Consider the following 18,953-nt stretch of genomic DNA (forward strand, 5'->3'; position numbering starts at 1 on the left):
GCGGCACAGCTCATGCCCGCGTCCATCTACTGCCACGCCTGCGGCGCGCAGGTGCGCGACCAGGCCGGCGCGACGGTCGAGCCGCGCGAGAGCGCCGAGCGCAAGCCGATCACGGTGCTGTTCGTCGACGCCTTCGGCTCGCTCGGCCTCGCGACGCCGATCGACGCCGAGCGCTGGCTCGCCCTGGTCGACCGCTTCTTCTCGATCGTCTCGGCGACCGCGCGCCGCTTCGGCGGCACCGTCGACCGGCTCACCGGCGGCGGGATCAAGCTCCTGTTCGGCGCCCCGCTCGCGCACGAGAGCCACGCGCGTCAGGCGTGCCACGCGGCGCTGCAGCTCACGCGCGAGCTCGCCGAGTTCGGCCGCTCCTTCGCCACGACGGCGGGCGCGGACTTCTCGGTGCGCATGGGCATCAACTCCGGCGAGGTGGTGTTCGGCCGCGTCGGCGCGGATCGCGATCTCGACTTCACCTCGCAGGGTCACGTCGCCGCGCTCGCGGCGCGGCTCGAGGAGCTCGCGGCGCCGGGCAAGATTTACTTGACGGAGAGCACCGCGGCGCTCGTCGCCGGCTTCTTCGAGCTGCGCGAGGTCGGGACGCTGCCGATCCGCGGCACGTCGAGCGGCGTGCGCGTCTACGAGCTGCTGCGCGAGACCGAGAATCGCTCGCGCCTCGAGGTGCTCCGCGACCGGCTGAGCCCGTTCGTCGGACGCGAGCGCGAGCTCGCGGAGCTCGAGCGTGCGTTCCACGCGACGCGCCCGGAATCGCTGACGGTGATCGGGCTGGTCGGGGAGCCGGGCGTCGGCAAGAGCAGGCTGTGCGACGAGCTGATCGCGCGGCTCGGCGTCCGCGGCGCGCGCCTGCACCGCGTGCAGTGCTTCGAGCACGGACGCTCGATCCCCTTCCATGCCGCGCAGCCGTTCTTCCGCAGCCGCCTCGGCGTCGTCGACGACGAGCCGCCGGAAGCGAGCCGCGAGCGCCTCGAGCTGCGGCTGCGCGCGCTCGATCCCGCGCTCGGCTCGGCGCTGCCGTCGCTGCTCGAGGTGCTGGGCCTCGCCAAGGGCACGGCCCTCGATGGCTCCGACGGGCGCGGCCCGGTGCGCGACTTGACGCAGACCGCGCGCAGGATCGTCGAGGCGGGCGGACCGGCGCCGTCGCTCGTCGTGATCGACGACGCGCAGTGGATGGACGCCGCGTCGGAAGCGATCTTGACCGCGTTCCTCGAGGAGCCGGCGCGCACGCCGACCATGCTCGTCGCCACCTACCGGCCCGGGCTGCGCCGGCCGTGGATGTCGCGGCCGGAGTTCCGCGAGCTGCCGATCGCGCCGCTCGCACCGGCGGCCGCGATCGAGCTCGCCGAGCGCTTGCTCGGCGACGACGCCTCGCTCGGCGCGCTCGCCCGCCGCGTCGCCGAGCGCGCCGGCGGCAACCCGTACTTCGTCGAGGAGATCGTGCGCGCGCTCGCCGAGCAGGGACGGCTCAGCGGCCGCCGCGGCGCGTACTCGGCGCCGCGCGGCGTGCTCGACCTCCCCGTCCCGCCCACGCTGCAGGCCGTGCTCGCGGCGCGCGTCGACCAGCTTCCGGAAGGCGACAAGGCCCTGCTGCAGACCGCGGCGGTGATCGGACCCGAGGTGTCGGTGCCGCTGCTGCGCGCCGTGAGCGGGCTCGACCCGGAGCAGCTCGCGGCGACGCTCGCGAGCCTCGAGGAGGGCGGCTTTCTGCGCGCCGCGTACGAGGCGGCGACGTACCGCTTCCACCATCCGCTGCTGCAGGAGACGGTCTACCGCTCGCTGCTCCGCGAGCGACGCGCGCTGATCCACGGCGCCGTCGCGCGCGAGGCCGAGCGCCTGCGCCCGCCGGGCGTCAGCGGACAGCCGTCCGCCATCGCCTGGCACTACGAGCGCGCGGGCGAGCGTCGCGCGGCGGCGCGCTGGCATCGCGAAGCCGCGCACGCCGCGGCGCGCCGCGACCTCGCGACGTCGCTCGAGCACTGGCGGCGCGTGTACGCCCTCACCGAGGACGACGCCGATCGCGACGCCGCCTCGCTGCGCCTCGCCGCGTGCGAGGCGATGCTGCGCCTCGGGCCGTACGGCAACCTCCAGCGCGACGAGGCGATCGCGCTGCTGGTCGAAGGACGCCGGCTAGCCGCGCAGCTCGAGGACACGCGCATGACGGCGCTGCTGATCAGCGCGCAGGGCCTGATCCTCGGCGCGGTGGGCGACGTCGCCGGCGCGATCGCCTTCAACCGCGACGCGTTCGAGCTCGCGATGAAGATCGGCGACGAGCGTCTCGCGGTGCTGTTCGCCGCGCGCCTCGCGCTCGCGTACCGGACGGCGGGCGAGCTCGGACGGGCGGCGGACATCACGTCGCGCATCCTCGACCGCGCCGACAGGCCGCGGCTCGCGCCGGGCTCACCCGAGAGCACGACGTGGCATCAGCTCGAGCTCGTGCGCGTCGCGACCAACCTCGATTGCGGCGAGCTCGCGCGCGGCACCGAGCAGCTCGACGCCCTGCTCGCGGCGCTGCGCGAGAACGGCGATCGCCTGACGCTCGTCTGGGCGCTCGCGGCGAACGCGATGGTCGTGCGCTTCGCGGGCGACACCTCGCCGAGGCGGGTGCATCTGGTCGAGGAGGGACTCGAGATCGCGCGCCTGCTCGGGCTGCCGGGCACGCAGGCGCGCGCGCTCACGAGCATGTGCTTGACGCGCCTGTGCGAGCGCCGCTGGGCCGAGGCGCGCGACCTCGCGCGAGCCGCGGCGGAGTGCGTCGCCGGCGAGCCGCGCGCCGGCTACGTCGACATGAACTGCCCGATGATGCTCGCCGAAGCGTTCCTCGGCCTCGGCGAGATCGACGCAGCGCTGGCGCAGGCGCGCGAGGCGGTCGTGCTGGCGCGCTCGGGCCCGGCGAAGCTCGGCCAGGTCGACGCCGCGCTCACGCTCGGAAGAGTGCTGCTCGAGGTCGGGGCGCCGGACACCGACGCGGAAGCGCGGGCCGTGCTGGAGTCCGGGCTCGCTCTCGCCCTCTCCTGCTCGCTGCGCTCGCGCGAGCCGCACCTGCGCGCGGCGCTCGCCGTCGTCGCGCGACGCACGGGCGACGAGGAGCAGGCGGCCGCGCTCGAGCGCGACGCCTTGCGCCTCTGGGAGGCGATGGGCGCGCACGGCTACGCCGTCCGCTTCGCCGCGGGCGGCCTGCGCGCGCTCACCGGAAGTGCGGGATGACCTCCTTCGCGAAGAGCTCGATCGAGCGCATCACCTTGTCGTGCGGGATGCGGTCCGCCTGCATCAGCGCGATGAAGTGGTCGAGCCCGGCGTCGCGGTAGCGCTCGACCTTGCGGATCACGTGGTCGACGTCGCCGACGATGACCATGTCCTCCTGGTCGAGGTCCTCGAAGGTGCACTCGCCCTTCTGCATCTTGACGATGATCGGGTACTCCTTGGCGATCAGGTCGCGGTAGGGCGTGCTCTTGATCTCGAGCTCGGCATACTCGCGCTGCATGCCGCGCCCCTGCGGGTCCGCGAAGCCGCCGAGCACGCGGAAGGCGTACAGCAGGTAGTTGATCGCCGCGTCGGGACCGCCGTTCGCGACCGCCTGCTCCTTGCTCTCGGCGACGTGCACGATCGTGAACGCGCCGACCTTGGCATTGACGAACTTGCCGACCGGCTTCGCCTGCTCGAGCGCCTTGCGGTACGCGCGCACGCGCTCGGCGAGCTGCGGGATGCGGACGAAGATCGTGAGCCCGAGGATGCCGATGCCGTTGCGTCCCGCGATCTCCCAGCCCTCGGGGCTCGTCGCCGCCATCCAGATCGGCGGGTGCGGCTTCTGGATCGGCTTCGGGATGATGCTGCGTGGCGGCACGCTGACGAACTCGCCGCGGTGCTCGAAGACCTCCTCCGTCCACATCCGCGGGATCATTTCGAGCGCTTCCTGCCACATCGCGCGCGAGCGCTCGGTCTCGATCTCGAAGCCCGCCTGCTCGTACTGGCTCGAGCGTCCGGTGCCGAACTCGACGCGGCCGCCCGACAGGATGTCGAGCGCCGCGACCCGCTCCGCGACGCGGATCGGGTGGTTGAACTTGTGCGGCAGGAGCGTCACGCCGTGGCCGAGGCGGATGCGCTTCGTGCGCTGCGAGAGCGCGCCGAGGAAGACCTCCGGCGCCGAGCTGTGCGCGAACTCGGTCAGGAAGTGGTGCTCGACGAACCACACGGTGTCGAAGCCGAGGCGGTCGGCGAGCTCGATCTGCTCGATGGCCTCGTGGTAGCAGCGGTACTCGCTGCGCTCGTCGTGCGGCTTCGGCGTCTGCAGCTCGTAGAGCAGATCGAACTTCATCGCCGCGCGCTCACTCGAGCGCCCGCGCGCGGATGCCGCGAGAAGCGAGCGCGCCCTCGAGCTCGCGCTCGAGCAGCGCTTGCGCAGCCGGCTCGCGCTTGAGCGTCGCGTCGAACTGCGCGAGCCCGAGCCCGCGGACGAACGCGTAGGCCTGCTCCGGCGCGCACAGCTCGCTGATCGGCGCGATCTCCGCCGCGAGGCGCGCGAACTCGCCCGGCGGCGGCATCATGCGGAACATCTCGTGCACCTCCTCGATGCGGTCGCAGAAGTGCAGATGGTCGGCGTTCTCGAGGACGACCATGCGCTTCGGTCCCGAGGTGCGCTTCAGGATGTCGCGCATGCTGGAGAGCGGCAGCAGCGAGTCGCGGTCCGCGACCAGGAACAGCGCCGGCACCTCGCGTCCCCAGTCGAGCTCGAGCGTCGGCCCGAGGATCTCGCCGCCGAGCGAGCCGGCGCCGCCCCCGGGCGCCAGCGCGAGCACGGAGGCGACGCGCGGGTTGCGCGCCGTCACGGTGAGCGCGGTCCAGCCGCCGAAGCTGTGTCCGGTGACGCCGAGGCGCGCGTCGTCGACGTCGAGCGCCAGGTCGCGGCACGCGCGCAGCGACTCCGCGATCGCGAAGTCGACGTCGAGCGGGCGCGCGGCGACGAACTCGTGCACGCCCTCGAGCGCGTCGCGCTGCGTGCCCGCGCTCTGCGCCGCGAGCGCCGCCTGCAGCACGTCGAGCGCGGTGTTGCCGGTGTGGTCCACCGCCGCGACGACGTAGCCGTGGCTCGCGAGGTGCGTGCAGAGAAAAGTTGATTGACGCCGATGGCCGCCGAAGCCGTGCGAGAACGCGACCAGCGGATACTCGCCCGGCTCTGCCTCGGCGTCGCGCACCGCGTCCTGGTGCACCGGCGGCAGGCCGGGCATCAGCTCGTAGGTGTCGCGCGTGCCGGGCGCCGTGTCCCGACCGGCGTGGCGCTGGTGCGCCGGATACCAGAGCTCGATCGGCAGCCGCCGTCCGCGTGATGCGTCGAGCGCGTCGAGCGTGCGCACGCCGACCGGCCTGGGGCCCCGCGTGAAGGGATCGTAGGCCATGGCCGCGGACTCAAGCGCGGTCCGCGGCTGGAAGCAAGCACCCGGCAGCGAGGCGCTTCCGCGCGTCCGCGGATCGGCCTAGAGAGGACGCATGAGCAGAAAGGTCGCCCTGGTCACCGGCGCGAGCCGCGGCATCGGCCGCGCCTGCGCGATCGAGCTCGCGCGCCGCGGCTTCGACGTCGCCGTCGCCGCGCGCACCGTCCGCCCCGGCGAGTTCCACGAGTACTCGTCGACCCTCAAGAAGAAGGCGACCAAGCCGCTGCCCGGGAGCCTCGAGGAGACCGCAGCCGAGGTTCGCGCGCTCGGCGTCGACGCGCTGCCGGTGAAGCTCGACCTGTCGGTGCGCGAAGACTGGCCCGCCGCGATCGAGCGCACGATGGAGCGCTTCGGCCGCATCGACGTGCTGGTCAACAACGGCCGCTACATCGGCCCGGGTCACATGGACCCGTTCGAGGACACGCCGCTCGAGCTCATCGAGCAGATGTTCGTCTGCAACGTGTTCGCGCCGCTGCAGCTCATCAAGCTCTGCCTGCCGATCATGCGCCGTCAGGGCGGCGGCGTGGTGATCAACGTCACCTCGTCGGCGGGCGATCGCGAGACCTCGGCGCCGATCGGCCAGGGCGGCTGGGGGCTCGGCTACTCGATCACCAAGGCCGCCTTCAACCGCAGCGTCGCAGGGCTCGCGAAGGAGCTGCGCAAGGACAACATCGCGGTGATCGGCCTCATGCCGGGCTTCGTCGCGACCGAGCGCATGGCGATCGAGCTCGGCGACTTCGGCTTCGACGCCTCGAAGGGTCTGCCGGTCGAGAACCCCGGCCGCGTCTGCGCCATGCTCGCGACCGCGCGCGACCCGATGGTCTTCTCCGGCCGCGACATCCACGGCCCGACCTTCTACGAGGAGCACGCCCAGGTCCGCTTCGACTGAAGAATCGTCACCCGTCCGTAACCTCCGCAGCCGCTCGAACGTGGTGCGAGCAGAACGACGCGAAAACGACGCGACACGGTCGCCGCTCGCGGGCAACCGGCGTCGACGGAGGACGTCATGCGAGATCACGATTCGACGGACGTGGTGGTGGTCGGTGGCGGGCTCGCGGGGCTCGCCGCGGCGGCGCTCACCGCGCGGCTCGGTCGCCGCGTCCGCCTGCTCGAGAAGGCCGGCGAGCTCGGCGGCCGCGCGACCACGCAGACCAAGGACGGCTACGCGTTCAACATCGGGCCGCACGCGCTCTACCGGAAGGGCGGCGGCATGCGGACGCTCGAGCTGCTCGGCATCGGCCCCGAGGGCTCGGTGCCGCTCGGCTCCGGCGCCTGGGCGGTGCGCGGCGGCGCGAAGCACGCGCTGCCCGGCGGCTTCTTCTCGCTGCTGACGACGGGGCTCTTCGGCCTCGCCGGCAAGATCGAGCTCGCGCGCCTTCTCGGGCGCGTGCAGTCGATCGACCCCGAGCCGCTGCAGGGCTTGACGGTCGCCGAGGGGCTCGAGCGCCTCGCGCAGCGCCCCGAGGTGCGCGAGCTGATCGCCGCGATGTTCCGCCTCACGAGCTACGGCAACGCGCCCCGGCTGCAGAGCGCCGGCGCGTCGCTCGAGCAGCTACAGCTCGCGCTCTCCGGTAACGTGCTCTACCTGCACGGCGGCTGGCAGCAGATGGTCGACGAGCTGCGCAAGGTGGCGCTCGCTAGCGGCGTCGAGATCGAGAGCGGCGCGCGGGTCGACGCGGTCGAGACCGCGTCGGTCGCGGGCGCGACGCACGTGGTGCGCGTCGCGGACGGGCGCTCGATCGCGTGCGCGGCGGTGATCCTGGCGCTCGCGCCGGGCGACGCGGCGGCGCTGCTCGACGGCACTGCGCGCGCGACGGTCGCGCGCTGGGCCGCGGACGCGGTGCCGATCGAGGCGGCGTGCCTCGACCTCGCGCTCGCGCGCCTGCCCGAGCCGCGCTCGACCTTCGCGCTCGGCATCGATCGGCCGCTCTACCTGTCGGTGCACTCCGCGGTCGCGCGCCTCGCGCCGCAGGGCGGCGCGCTCGTGCACGTCGCCAAGTACCTCGACCCCGACGAGCCCGCCGACGCGACGCGCGACCAGCGCGAGCTCGAGCAGCTCATGGACCTCGTGCAGCCGGGCTGGCGCGCGCACGTCGTGCACCGGCGCTTCCTGCCGCACGTCGTGGTGTCGAACGCGGTGGTGCGCGCCGCGCACCGTGGGCTCGCCGGTCGGCCGGGCCCTGACGTGCCGGGTGTTCCTGGCCTCTACGTCGCGGGCGACTGGGTTGGTCGCGAGGGCATGCTCGCGGACGCGAGCCTGTCGAGCGCACGGCGCGCGGCCGAGCACTGCGTGCGCGCCGTGCCGGCGCTCGCGGTGGCTGCGTGAGCCGCGAGGGCGCAGCTTCCGGCGCGTCCGCGCGCCGCGCGGTCAGCGACGCCGAGCGCGACGCGCTCGCGACGCAGTTCCGCGAGCACCAGCGCTTCCTGTGGGGCCTCTGCTACCGCCTCACCGGCAGCGCCGCGGACGCGGACGACGTCGTGCAGGCGACGTTCGTCCGCGCGCTCGAGCACCCGCCGGAGCGCACCGACGAGCCGTGGCGCCCGTGGCTCACGCGGGTCGCGCTGAACCTCGGCAAGGATCTGCTGCGCCGGCGCAAGCGGCGCGGCTACGTCGGACCGTGGCTGCCTTCGCCGCTCGAGATCGACGAGCAGGCGATCGCCTCCTTCGAGCCCGAGCTCGCGTCGGGCACCACCACCGAGGGACGCTACGACATGCTCGAGAGCGTCTCGATGGCGTTCCTGCTCGCGCTCGAGGCGCTGACGCCCAAGCAGCGCGCCGTCCTGCTGCTGCGCGACGTCTTCGACTACACGGTCGCGGAGACGGCGGACGCGCTCGGCGTCTCCGAGGCCGACGTCAAGACCACGCACCACCGCGCACGCCGCGCGATGGAGAGCTACGACCGCCAGCGCTGCCGGCCGACGCGCGAGGTGCAGGAGAAGACGCGCGACGCCGTCACGCGCTTGCTGGCCGCGCTCACCACCGGCGACACCGAAGCGGCGGAGCGGGTTCTCGCGCCGTCCGTGGTCGCGCTCACCGACGGCGGCGGCGAGTACCTCGCAGCGCGCCAGCCGGTGATCGGCCGCGACCGCGTGCTCCGGTTCTTCGTCAGCATCCTGCGCAAGCGTCCGGGCGTCCTCACCTCGCGCGCGACGGTGATCAACGGGCTGCCCGCGCTGGTCAGCGAGTACAGCGAGGACGCGCCGCGCCTCGCGCCGCGGCAGGTCACCTGCTTCACGATCGACGCCGAGGGCCGCATCGACCGCATCTTCTCGGTGCTCGCCTCGACGAAGCTCACCGCGATCCGCTTCGGCGACGCCGGATCCGAGGCGAGCAGCGCGCGAGACGCGACGCCGCCAGCTTGACCACCCGGCCGGGCCGGGCCACGGTGCGACCGCCATGGACTACGCGGGCAAGGTGGTGGTCGTCACCGGGGCCTCGTCCGGGATCGGTCGGGTGACGGCGCGCGCGTTCGCGCGCCGAGGCGCCGTGGTGGTCGGCGTCGCGCGCCGCGGCGACCTGCTCGCGTCGCTGACCGAAGAGTGCCGCGCCGACTCGCCGGACTCCTTCCACCTGCAGGGCGACCTCGGCGAGCGCGCGTTCGCCGAGCACGTGATCGACGAGACCGTGCGGCGCACGGGTCGCATCGACGTGCTGGTCAACAACGCGGCGATCTCGAAGCACAAGCACGTCCTGCACACCGCGGCGGACGAGGCCGAGCTCGTCCTGCGCGTCAATTTCCTTTCCTGCGTGTGGACGACGTTCGCCGCGATCCCCTACATGCTCGCGCGCGACGGCGGCACGATCGTCAACGTGTCGTCGTTCGCGGCCAAGGTCGCGCCGCCGCGCGAAGCGCTCTACGCCGCGTCGAAGGCGGCGCTGAACGCGTTCAGCGAAGGCCTCTGGAGCGATCTCGCCGGCTCGGGCATCCACGTCGCGCTGGTCAACCCGGGACCGATCGACACCGAGATCTGGGAGAAGGAGGACGAGCCGCCGGCCTACGACGGCAAGAAGCACCCGCCCGAGATCGTCGCCGACGCGATCTTCGAGGCGATCGAGAAGCGTCTCTACGAGGTCACGGTGCCGCGGCGCAGCCCGCAGCTGGTCACGGCGCGGCTGCTGCGTCTGGTCGCGCCGTCCGTGCTGCGCGCGGGCATGGCGCGGATGGATCCGGTGCCGCGCGAGCTCATCGAGCGGGCGCGCGAGCGCGCGCGTCGCGGCAAGAGGCTCGGCGAGGTCGACGAGTGAGGCCATGACGGGGAGAACCATCGGGAGCGGCGGGACGCGCCGTCGTTTTCTCTTGACCAACGCGCGCGTGCTGACGATGGACGACGCGCGCCCGACGGCACGCGCGGTGGCGATCGAGGGCGAGAGCATCGTCGCGGTCGGCGACGACGACCTCGCGCGCGCCCATCCCGACGCCGAGGTGCGCGACCTCGGCGGGCGCATCCTCGTGCCGGGCTTCATCGACGCGCACAACCACCTGTCGATCGCGGCGCTGCACCCGCTGTGGGCGGATCTGAGCGGCGTCGGCACGCTCGAGGAGCTGCGCGCGGCGCTCGCCGAGCAGGCGGCGCGCGAGCCCGACGCCGAGTGGATCCGCGGCTTCGGCTGGAACGAGGCGAACGGCCTCACGCTCGACCGCAGCGACCTCGACGCGCTCGGCTTCACGCGCCCGGTGATCGTCGTGCACTTCACGCTGCACCAGGCGGTCGTGTGCTCGCGCGGGCTCGACGCGCTCGGCATCGGCCGCACGACGCCGGACCCGCCGGGCGGCGAGATCCCGCGCCGCGCCGACGGCGAGCCGACGGGCCTGCTCGTCGAGCGCGCGTGGAGCGACGCGCACGCGCGCTCGATCGCCGCCTACCGCGACCCGGCGCGCTGGGCCGATCTCTTCGTCGCGCGCGCCAAGGCGCTGCTGCGCGACGGCATCACCTGCGTGCACGACGCCGCCTGCTCGCCGGAAGCGGAAGAGATCTACCGCAGGCTCGCGCGCGAACGTCGGCTGCCGCTCTCGGTGCTCGCGATGCCGCACGCCGCGGCGCTCCTGTCGCGGCTCGATCCGTCGCGCCTCGACGGTCCGCCGACCGGCGAGGGCGACGCGTGGCTGCGCGTCGGCCCCGTCAAGCTGTTCGCCGACGGCGGCGCCGCGCCCGCGATCGACGTGCAGGTCGGCGGCGCGCCGCTCGCGCTCGGCATCTCGTTTCCCGGCCTGCGCGAGGACGCCGAGCGCATCGCGGCGCGCGGCTTCGGGGTCGCGGTGCACGCGATCGGCAACCTCGGGCTCGAGCTCGCGCTCGACGCCTTTCGCGCCGTGCGCCGCGTGTCGCGCGACGCCGACCTGCGGCTGCGCGTCGAGCACGCGATGCTCGCGTCGCCCGAGCAGATGGCCGAGCTCGCCGCGCTGGGGCTCGTCGGCGTCGTGCAGCCGGGCTTCGTCGATCACGTCGGGCGAGCGGTGGTCGACGTCCGCTTCGACCGCGAGACCTGGCTGCCGTTCGCGGACCTCGCCCGCGCCGGCGTGCGCCTCGCGGCGTCGTCGGACGACCCGTGCGCGTTCCACGAGCCGCTCCTCACCTCGGCGCGCGGCACGACGCGCCGCTGCGGCACGGGCCAGATCGTCGGCCCCGAGCAGGCGCTGCCCTACGAGGAGTGGCTGCGCGCGTACACCGCCGGCGCGGCGTACGCCGGCGGCCAGGAGTACGAGCGCGGCCGCATCGCGCCCGGGCTGCGCGCCGACCTGGTCGTGCTCGAGGGCGAGCTCGACGCCGAGCATCCGCCACGCGTCGCCGAGACCTGGGTCGCGGGTCGCTGCGCGTGGTCGGCGCGCGACGAGGACGACGCCTCGGCAACCACCGCACGCTGAGCGTTCGCGCCGCCCCGTTGCGCCGGCCCGGCGATGCGGCAAGGATCGCGCGTGATGGCGCACGATCCGTGGAACCCGGCGCAGTACGAGCGCTTCGCCGCCGAGCGGCGCCAGCCGTTCGACGACCTGCGCGCGCTGATCGAGCCGGAGCCCGCGATGCGCGTCGTCGACCTCGGCTGCGGCACGGGCGAGCTCACCGCCGAGCTGCACGCGTCGCTCGGCGCGCGCGAGACGCTCGGCATCGATCGCTCGGCGCGCATGCTCGAGCGCAGCACGCAGTTCGTGCGCCCCGGGCTGCGCTTCGCGCCCGGCGACATCGCGACCTTCACCGCGGACGCCGAGTGGGACCTCGTGTTCTCCAACGCGGCGCTGCACTGGGTCGGCGAGCACGAGGAGCTGATCCCGCGGCTTGCGGCCGCGCTCGCTCCGGGCGGACAGCTCGCGATCCAGGTGCCGGCGAACTTCGACCACGCCTCGCACGTCGTCGCCGCGCAGCTCGCCGCGGAGGAGCCGTTCGCGTCCGCGCTCGAGGGGCGTCCGCTGCGTCTCGCAAGCGTGCTCGCGCCCGAGGCGTACGCCACCCTGCTCGACCGCTGCGGCTTCGCGCGCCAGCACGTGCGCCTGCAGGTCTACGGACACCACCTCGCGTCGCGCGACGAGGTGGTCGAGTGGGTGCGCGGCACGACGCTGACGGCCTACGAGCAAGCGCTGCCGCAGGGGCTGTTTCCGCTCTTCCTCGAGCGCTACCGCGAGCGGCTGCTGCCGCGGCTGCCCGACACGCGACCGTTCTTCTACCCCTTCAAGCGCCTGCTGCTGTGGGCGCGCCGGGCGAAGGCGTGACGGCGAGCGGCGCCGCGCGACCTCGCGTCAAGATCGTCGCCACGATCGGACCGGCGACGCGCTCGCCCGCGGCGATCGACGCGCTGCTCGAGGCCGGTCTCGACGTCGCGCGCGTCAACTGCGCGCACGCGACCGGCGACGCGCTGCGCGCGACGATCGCGCTGCTGCGCGAGCGCGCCGCGCGCGCCGGCAGCCCGCTCGCGATCCTCGCCGACCTCGCGGGGCCGAAGCTGCGCGTCGGCGCGGTCGTCGGCGGCGCGGTCGAGCTCGAGCCGGGACACGAGCTGACGCTGACCACCGATGACGTGCTCGGCGACGCGACGCGCGTGTCCGTCAACTACGCCGGCCTGCCGGGCGACGTCGCGCCGGGCATGACGGTGTTCCTGAACGACGGCCTCCTGCGGCTGCGCGTGCTCGAGGTGCGCGGCCACGACGTGCGCACGCGCGTCGAGGCGGGCGGGACGCTGAGCGACCGCAAGGGGCTCACGCTGCCCGACGCGGGCACGTCGCTGCCGTCGCTCACCGACAAGGACTGGCGCGACCTCGACGTCGTGCTCGACGCGGGCGTCGACTACGTCGGGCTGTCGTTCGTGCGCGCGCCGAGCGACGTCGTCGAGCTGCGCGAGGGCATCCGCGCGCGCGGCGGCGACGCCCTGGTGGTCGCCAAGATCGAGAAGCGGCAAGCGGTCGAGCGCCTCGAGGAGATCGTGCGGGTCGCCGACGCCGTCATGGTGGCGCGCGGCGACCTCGGCGTCGAGTGCCCGATCGAGAGCGTGCCGCTGCTGCAGAAGAAGATCATCGCGCTTTGCCGCCGCGTCGGCACGCCGGTGATCACCGCGACGCAGATGCTCGAGTCGATGGTCGCGAGCCCGCTGCCGACGCGCGCCGAAGCGACCGACGTCGCGAACGCCGTCCTCGACGGCACCGACGCCGTCATGCTGTCGGCCGAGACCGCGATGGGGCGCTACCCGACCGAGGTCGTGCGCACCATGCGCCGCATCATCCTCGAAGCGGAGCGCTACGCGCCCGCGCCGCCCGACCCGACGCACCTGCCGCTCGACACGCTCGCGATCCCGGATGCCGCCGCGCGCGGCGCCGCGCTCGCCGCGGAAGCTTGCCGCGCCGACGCAATCGTGAGCTTGACGCAGAGCGGGCTCTCGGCGCGCGCCCTCGCCCGCTGGCGCCCGCGCCAGCCGCTCATCGCGGTGACGACCAGCGATCGGATCTGCCGGCGGCTCAACCTCGTGTGGTCGGTGCGGCCGCTCGCGATCGGCGACTTCGGCAACGACTTCGACGGCGCGGTCGCCCGCATCAAGAGCCTGCTGCGCGAGCGGCTCGGGCTACCGGCGGGCGCGCAGGTGGTACTCACCGCGGGTCTGCCGTTCGGCGAGCACGCGAGCACCAACACGGTGCGCATCGAGGTGCTCTAGCGTCCCCCGCGCACGCAGCCGCCGCGGCGGACGCGCAGCGGACCTCACACGAGCGTCAGCTCGTCGATCCGGAAGGTCGCGCGCTGCCCGATGCCGAACCACGACGCGATTCGCGCCGGCCAGTACTTCGCCGCCATGCCGCGGCGGATGCGCTCGTGCGCGGCGGGATCCGACGTGACCTCGCGAAAGCGCCCGCGCAGCCGGGCGTCGCGGAACACGAGCTCGACCTCGCCCGCGGCGCGGGCGTTGCGCACCCAGTTGCGCGTCGCGTCGAGCGTGCCGATGCCGATCGCGCCGTCGTCGACGACGAACCAGATCGTCACCTCGCGCGGTTGACCCGTCTTGCGACCGCGCGTCACCAGGCGCACGGTCTTCTCGCGCGCGATGCGCGCAAGGGCGTTCTGGACGTCGTTTGACGTGCTCATCGAAACAGGCCCTATACTCCCGGCGCCAATGCGGTTCGAGAGCTGGTCGAAGACCGACATCGGGCTGGTCCGCGAGACCAATCAGGACCACGTCGGCTGCTATCCCGAGATCGGTCTGTACGTCGTCGCGGACGGCATGGGCGGTCACGCCGACGGCGAGGTCGCGAGCCGCATCGCCGTCGAGACCCTGCACGAGGCCTACGCCGGCGACGACGACACCCTGCCCGGCCGCACGCTGCCGCAGCTCCCGGCGGCGTCGTCCGGTCCGCTCGCCTGGCTCTCCCGCCTGAAGCGCAGCTGGACGGAGAAGGCCGAAACCAAGGCCGAGGAGAGCGACGAGGACGGCGGCGAGCGCGACGTCGCGCGCCTCGAGGCCGCGGTGCAGAACGCGAATCGGCGCATCTTCGACCTCGGCCACGAAGGCGGCGGACCCGCGACGCGCGCCATGGGCACCACCGTGATCGCGCTCGTCGCGTCACCGTCGGCGCGGCGGGTGGCGTGGGCGCACGTCGGCGACAGCCGGCTCTACCGCCTGCGCGACGGCAAGCTCGAGCTGCTCACCGCCGACCACACGCGCTTCGGCGAGCCCTACCGCGCGGGCGGCCCGGTGCCGCTCGACCTGCCGCACACCAACCAGCTCGTCCTCGCGCTCGGCGTCGAGCGCTCGGTGCCGGTCTCCGTCGGCTCCGACGCGGTCCGCCCGGGCGACGTCTTCCTGCTCGCGAGCGACGGCATCACCGGGCTCGTCCCGCCGGAGCGGATCGCGCAGATCCTGCGCGACATGCGCTCGCCCGCGGAAGCCGGCGAGGAATTGATCCGGCTCGCGCTCGCCGCCGGCGGCAGCGACAACGCGAGCGCGGTCGTGCTGCGCGCGGTGGAAGACTGAGCGCGCGCGACGCGCGTGCGGACGCTGCGCGTGCGCCGAGGGCGTACGGCCGGAGCGCGCCGGGTGCGCGTCAGCCGATCTTCGTCAGGTGGCGACGCTTCGCCGCCGCGCGCGAGCGCCGCTCGGGGTGCGGCATCTCGGCGTCGAGCTCGGCGCCGCGCTTGCGGTTCCAGGTCTCGACGTCGTGGAACACCGCCATGGTGTCGGCGCGCAGGCCGAGGCGCAGCGTCTCGAGGCCGATCACGTCGGTGGTGGCGATGTTGCCGAGGTTCACTTCGGGTCCGAGCTTGCGCACCATGAAACACTGCTGCGCGCGCTGCGGGGCCTCGAAGATCAGGTCCGCCGGATCGACCTTGGCGATGATCTCGTCGATCAGACCGGCGCGCACCTCGCCCGAGCCGAAGTAGAGCCCGACCGTGCCGCTCTCGCGCGCCTCGCAGATCACCTTCCAGGCGCCGGCGTCGAGGTCCGACTGGATGAGCTCGACCCAGCGGAAGGGCGGGATGATCTTCTCCGAGTCCTTGCTGCCGACCTCGGAGAGCACGGTGAACTCCTTCGCGAGCTGGCGAATGTACTTCGCCTTCTCCTTCATCGTCAGGTCGATGACGCCGTTCGAGATCTCGACGTGCGTCACGCCGAAGCTGCGCACCATGTCGCGGTAGGCGTCGAAGCGGCCCTGCAGGATCGCGACCTCGAGCAGCGTACCGCCGAAGCACACCGGGATGCCGGCCGCGCGGTACATCTCGATCTTCTCGCGGATGTTCTGGGTCACGTAGCCGGTGCCCCAGCCGAGCTTGACGATGTCGATGTAGTCCGAGCAGGTCGCGAGCAGGTCCTCGACCTGCCGGAGACCGAGGCCCTTGTCGATGACGTGGCTCACGCCGACGTCACGCGGCTTGGCGCTGCGCGGGGGGAGATTGAGGAGGTCAAGCATCGTCCTTCTCCTGCTTCTTCTCTAGGGCTGCGCCCTGCGCGCACCGGACACCTTGCGCACGCCGCTGCGCGACGCGCGCGCCCGCGCGAGCAGCCGTTCCTCCGCACGCGAGATGCGCGCCGCGACGCTGCGACGCCACCTCTCGGCGGCGTCGAGCTGCGTCGTGCAGTCGCGGATCATCGCGCGCACCGGCGCCTCGGCGGCGCCGCCGAGACAGGTGCGCGTCGCGACCACCGCGGCCGGATCCTCGACCGTGGCGAGCACGCGCCGCGGCAGGCGGAGCGCGCGGCCGAGGACCTTCTGCGCCGCTTCCTCGAGCACGTCGGGCGGGATCGTCCGGGCGTCGGGATCGCGCTCGAGCGCGGTGCGGACGGCGAGCCCGACCACGCGGTGCGCGGGACGGTAGGGCACGCCCGCTTCCCGGGTGATCGCCTCGGCGAGGTCCATCGCATGCGTGAAGCCGCGTCCGGCGCTCGCGCGCATCCGCTCGACGTCGAAGCCGACCGCGTCGACCACGGCGGCCATGAGCTCGACGGTCTCGGCCGCCTTCTCGAGCGTCCGCGGTACCTCGCCGAGCGGGAAGATCCGGTTGTCCATCTGAGCCGAAGGCGTCTTGCCGACCGCCGCCATCGAGGCCAGCCGGCCGAGCGCGCTTCCCGTCATACCGCGAACGAACGCCAGCGAGTAAGGGTTTTTCTTCTGCGGCATGATCATGCTGATGCGCGCGTGCCGATCGGCGAGCTCGACGAGCGAGAACTCCGCGGTGTTCCAGATCTGCAGGTCCTCGGCGAGGCGGTCGGCGTGCAGCAAGAGCATCGTCACCTGCGCCATCAGCTCGACCGGCTGATCGACCTGCCACATGGCGTCGCGCGTGTGCACGACGGGGCCGTCGAAGCCGAGCAGCTCGGCGAGACGGCGGCGGTCCATCGGCAGGCGCGAGCCGTTGATGTTGCCGATGCCGCCCGGGCACTGGTTGGTGCGGGCGAAGGCGGCGCGCAGGCGGTCGAGGTCGCGCAGCAGCGGGTAGGCGAACGACAGCAGGTAGTGCGCGAGGCTCGTCGGCGTCGCGGGCTGCAGGTAGGTGTAGTCGGGCGCGATGGTCCCGACGTGGCGCTTCGCCTGCGCGACCAGCGCGCGCCCGAGCGCGATCGTCGCCGCCGCAAGACGCAGCAGGCGCTCGCGCACCGCGATCCGGTAGGCGATGGTCGCCGGCTCGCGCCGCGGACGTCCGGCGCCGAGCCAGCCGGCGGCCTCGGCGTCGCGCTTGCGCACCCACGCCTCGCGGTTGGTCGACACGTCCTCGAGCGCCGGGTCGAGCGGGAAGCGCTCGAGCGGCAGCTCGTGCAGCTCGAGCAGCAGGTCGAGGAGACGGCGGGCGTCGGCCTTCGGAATGACGCCCGCGTCGCGCAGCACGAGCACGTGCGCCATGTCGGCGAAGCTCAGGCCCCGATAGAGGATCGGCGCGTCGGCGAGCTCGAGCGCGAACGACGCGCGCATGAGCTCGGGAGCCGGGCCCTCACGCAGCCGCGCGCCCTCGCCCTCGCCACGCGCGTGCGCGGCGGGCTGCTTCGTCGCGCGTGGCTTCGCGTCCCGGACCTTCGCCTGCTCGGCAGCGGCGCGCACGCGCGGACGCGTCCGCGGCACGGCGCGCGCGGCCGCTCGCGCCGCCTGCGTCGCCCTGCCCCGCCTGGCTCTCGCCTTCGCCACGGCGCGCCTAGTCGACGGTCACGCGCCGCAGGCCGTGGCCGACCGTCGGGTCCGCGGCGAGCAGCAGCTCCTGGAGGTGCTTCGGACGGTTGCTGCGCACGCGCGCACGCTCGGTCTCCGTCTTCTCCTTGGCGCGCAACCTGCGCTTGACGCGATTGACGCCCGCCTCGAGGATGCGCCCGAGCGAGGTCAGAAGCGGCTTCGGATCGTCCCAGGCGGCGTACGCGTACGTCCGCTTGCCGCGGTACGACGCGAGCCAGCTCCAGGTCGTGAGCCGCTTCTCGGGGAGGAAGTAGAGCTGGACCGTCTTCAGGTCGCGCTCCTCGTGGATCCACTTGATCCCTTCCTCGAACTCGGTCTGGCGCTCGACCGGCAGGCCGAGGACGTCGCGGTACCAGATGTGCGGCAGGTTGATGCCCGAGCGCGTCACCAGGCTGTGGGGGAACCACGTGCGGCCGCCCGTCGCTTCGGTGATCTTGAGCTTGCCGTCACGACGGTCGCGCTTGAACTCGATCACGCCGTAGCCGCGGTGCTGGATCGAGGACAGGATCTTGACCACGTTCTCCGCGATCCACGGCTCGCGCATGCTCTCGGCGAGCGTCGCCGTGCCGAAGCCGCGCGGGTACATGCGCAGCTTGCGCCCGGTCCACACCGCGAGCGGCTGGTGGTTGGCGTCGAGGTAGGTGACGCCCCACATCACCTGGCTGTCGTCGCCCGGCATGTACTCCTGGATGATGAGATCCTGGTGCACCGGGTAGATCAGCTCGTAGAGCTGCTTCAGCATGTCCGCCGAGTCGGCGAGGAAGAGCCGCGTGTCGAAGGTCTGGCGCCAGGTCGCGTTGGGCTGGAACGGCTTGATCAGGCAGGGGTACTCGATCTCGCGCGCGATCGCGTCGATGTCGTGCGCGCCGTCGGTGAACCAGGTGCGCGGCAGCGGGAAGCCGCGCTCCATCGCGAGCTTGTAGAACGACTTCTTGTCGAGGAAGAGCCGCAGCACCTCCTTCGACGGCAGCGACATGTAGAAGTACGGCTCGAGCTTCTCGCGCTCCTCCGAGACGAGCTGGACGTTCAGGTCGCCGCTCGGCAGGAGCACGCCCTTTTGCCCCATCGCCTCGAGCTTGCGCCCGAGGTCGAGCAGGCCTTCGAGGAGCGGCGGCCCGCCCTTCACGAAGTCCTTGACGTAGAACTTCACGCAGTAGCGGGTCTTGGCTCCCGGCTGCTCGAGGTCGTTGTCGACCCCGATCACGGGGATGCCGAGCCGGCCGAGCGCGCGTACCGTGCCGAGCCCGTTCTGGCCGAGCCCGAGCACGACCGCAGGCGGCCGGTCGTAGCGGGGAAGATTCATGCGGTCTCCGCGGGATCTGGTCGTGGGGATCGAAGCGAGCGCCGCGCGCGGTGCATCTGCGGGGCCTTCGGCATCGGGGCCTCA

General features: G+C 73.2%; 15 protein-coding genes. 9 read left to right on the forward strand and 6 right to left on the reverse strand.

From position 1 onward, the window contains the following. Nucleotides 1–12: 12 nt before the first annotated feature. Nucleotides 13–3,216: an AAA family ATPase gene (locus VIS07_01325; protein HEY8514135.1), complete on the forward strand. Its 3,204-nt coding sequence runs from the start codon at nt 13–15 to the stop codon at nt 3,214–3,216. Here the strand turns inward: VIS07_01325 and VIS07_01330 are convergent. Beyond that, nucleotides 3,197–4,324 (reverse strand): LLM class flavin-dependent oxidoreductase, encoded by a 1,128-nt coding sequence (locus VIS07_01330; GenBank protein ID HEY8514136.1) that lies wholly within the window; start codon nt 4,322–4,324, stop codon nt 3,197–3,199. The genes VIS07_01325 and VIS07_01330 overlap by 20 nt on opposite strands. Nucleotides 4,325–4,334: 10 nt before the next feature. After that, a complete protein-coding gene (locus VIS07_01335; GenBank protein ID HEY8514137.1) occupies nt 4,335–5,402 on the reverse strand; it encodes a dienelactone hydrolase family protein in 1,068 nt (355 codons plus the stop codon). Between the two features lie 91 nt (nt 5,403–5,493). On the opposite strand from VIS07_01335, the gene VIS07_01340 reads away from it, so the two are divergent. The 7 genes from VIS07_01340 (at nt 5,494) to pyk (ending at nt 13,572) form a co-directional block, all read left to right on the forward strand. Beyond that, nucleotides 5,494–6,327, forward strand: a complete 834-nt coding sequence (locus VIS07_01340; protein HEY8514138.1) for an SDR family oxidoreductase — start codon at nt 5,494–5,496, stop codon at nt 6,325–6,327. 117 nt (nt 6,328–6,444) lie between these two features. Continuing rightward, nucleotides 6,445–7,764: an FAD-dependent oxidoreductase gene (locus VIS07_01345; GenBank protein ID HEY8514139.1), complete on the forward strand. Its 1,320-nt coding sequence runs from the start codon at nt 6,445–6,447 to the stop codon at nt 7,762–7,764. Beyond that, nucleotides 7,761–8,801 carry a sigma-70 family RNA polymerase sigma factor gene (locus tag VIS07_01350; protein HEY8514140.1) on the forward strand — a complete coding sequence of 347 codons (1,041 nt, stop codon included), beginning with the start codon at nt 7,761–7,763 and terminating at the stop codon, nt 8,799–8,801. The genes VIS07_01345 and VIS07_01350 overlap by 4 nt, the downstream gene beginning before the upstream one ends. A 34-nt stretch (nt 8,802–8,835) precedes the next feature. Further along, entirely contained in the window at nt 8,836–9,684 is an 849-nt protein-coding gene (locus VIS07_01355) for an SDR family NAD(P)-dependent oxidoreductase (GenBank protein ID HEY8514141.1), read from the forward strand. Between the two features lie 4 nt (nt 9,685–9,688). Further along, nucleotides 9,689–11,302, forward strand: coding sequence for an amidohydrolase (locus VIS07_01360; GenBank protein HEY8514142.1), 1,614 nt, complete (start codon nt 9,689–9,691; stop codon nt 11,300–11,302). A 54-nt stretch (nt 11,303–11,356) separates the two neighbouring features. Then, a complete protein-coding gene (locus tag VIS07_01365) occupies nt 11,357–12,142 on the forward strand; it encodes a methyltransferase domain-containing protein (protein HEY8514143.1) in 786 nt (261 codons plus the stop codon). After that, on the forward strand, nt 12,118–13,572 hold the full coding sequence (gene pyk, locus VIS07_01370; protein HEY8514144.1) for a pyruvate kinase: 1,455 nt from the start codon (nt 12,118–12,120) through the stop codon (nt 13,570–13,572). The genes VIS07_01365 and pyk overlap by 25 nt, the downstream gene beginning before the upstream one ends. A 44-nt stretch (nt 13,573–13,616) precedes the next feature. Here the strand turns inward: pyk and VIS07_01375 are convergent, their stop codons facing one another. Next, nucleotides 13,617–13,997, reverse strand: a complete 381-nt coding sequence (locus tag VIS07_01375) for a nitroreductase/quinone reductase family protein (GenBank protein HEY8514145.1) — start codon at nt 13,995–13,997, stop codon at nt 13,617–13,619. 28 nt (nt 13,998–14,025) lie between these two features. Between VIS07_01375 and VIS07_01380 the strand changes: the two genes are divergently transcribed. Continuing rightward, nucleotides 14,026–14,883: a protein phosphatase 2C domain-containing protein gene (locus VIS07_01380; GenBank protein ID HEY8514146.1), complete on the forward strand. Its 858-nt coding sequence runs from the start codon at nt 14,026–14,028 to the stop codon at nt 14,881–14,883. A gap of 70 nt (nt 14,884–14,953) precedes the next feature. On the opposite strand, the gene VIS07_01385 is transcribed toward VIS07_01380, so the two are convergent. The 3 genes from VIS07_01385 to VIS07_01395 all read right to left on the reverse strand — a co-directional run bounded on the left by VIS07_01385 (nt 14,954) and on the right by VIS07_01395 (nt 18,869). After that, nucleotides 14,954–15,817, reverse strand: a complete 864-nt coding sequence (locus VIS07_01385) for a phosphosulfolactate synthase (protein HEY8514147.1) — start codon at nt 15,815–15,817, stop codon at nt 14,954–14,956. Between the two features lie 21 nt (nt 15,818–15,838). Continuing rightward, nucleotides 15,839–17,440, reverse strand: coding sequence for an argininosuccinate lyase (locus VIS07_01390; GenBank protein HEY8514148.1), 1,602 nt, complete (start codon nt 17,438–17,440; stop codon nt 15,839–15,841). A gap of 91 nt (nt 17,441–17,531) precedes the next feature. Then, complete coding sequence (locus VIS07_01395; GenBank protein HEY8514149.1) at nt 17,532–18,869, reverse strand: hypothetical protein; 1,338 nt, start codon at nt 18,867–18,869, stop codon at nt 17,532–17,534. Between the last annotated feature and the right edge of the window lie 84 nt (nt 18,870–18,953).

The sequence above is a fragment of the Candidatus Binatia bacterium genome, assembly GCA_036563615.1.
Taxonomy (GTDB): Bacteria; Desulfobacterota; Binatia; order UBA12015; family UBA12015; genus DATCMB01.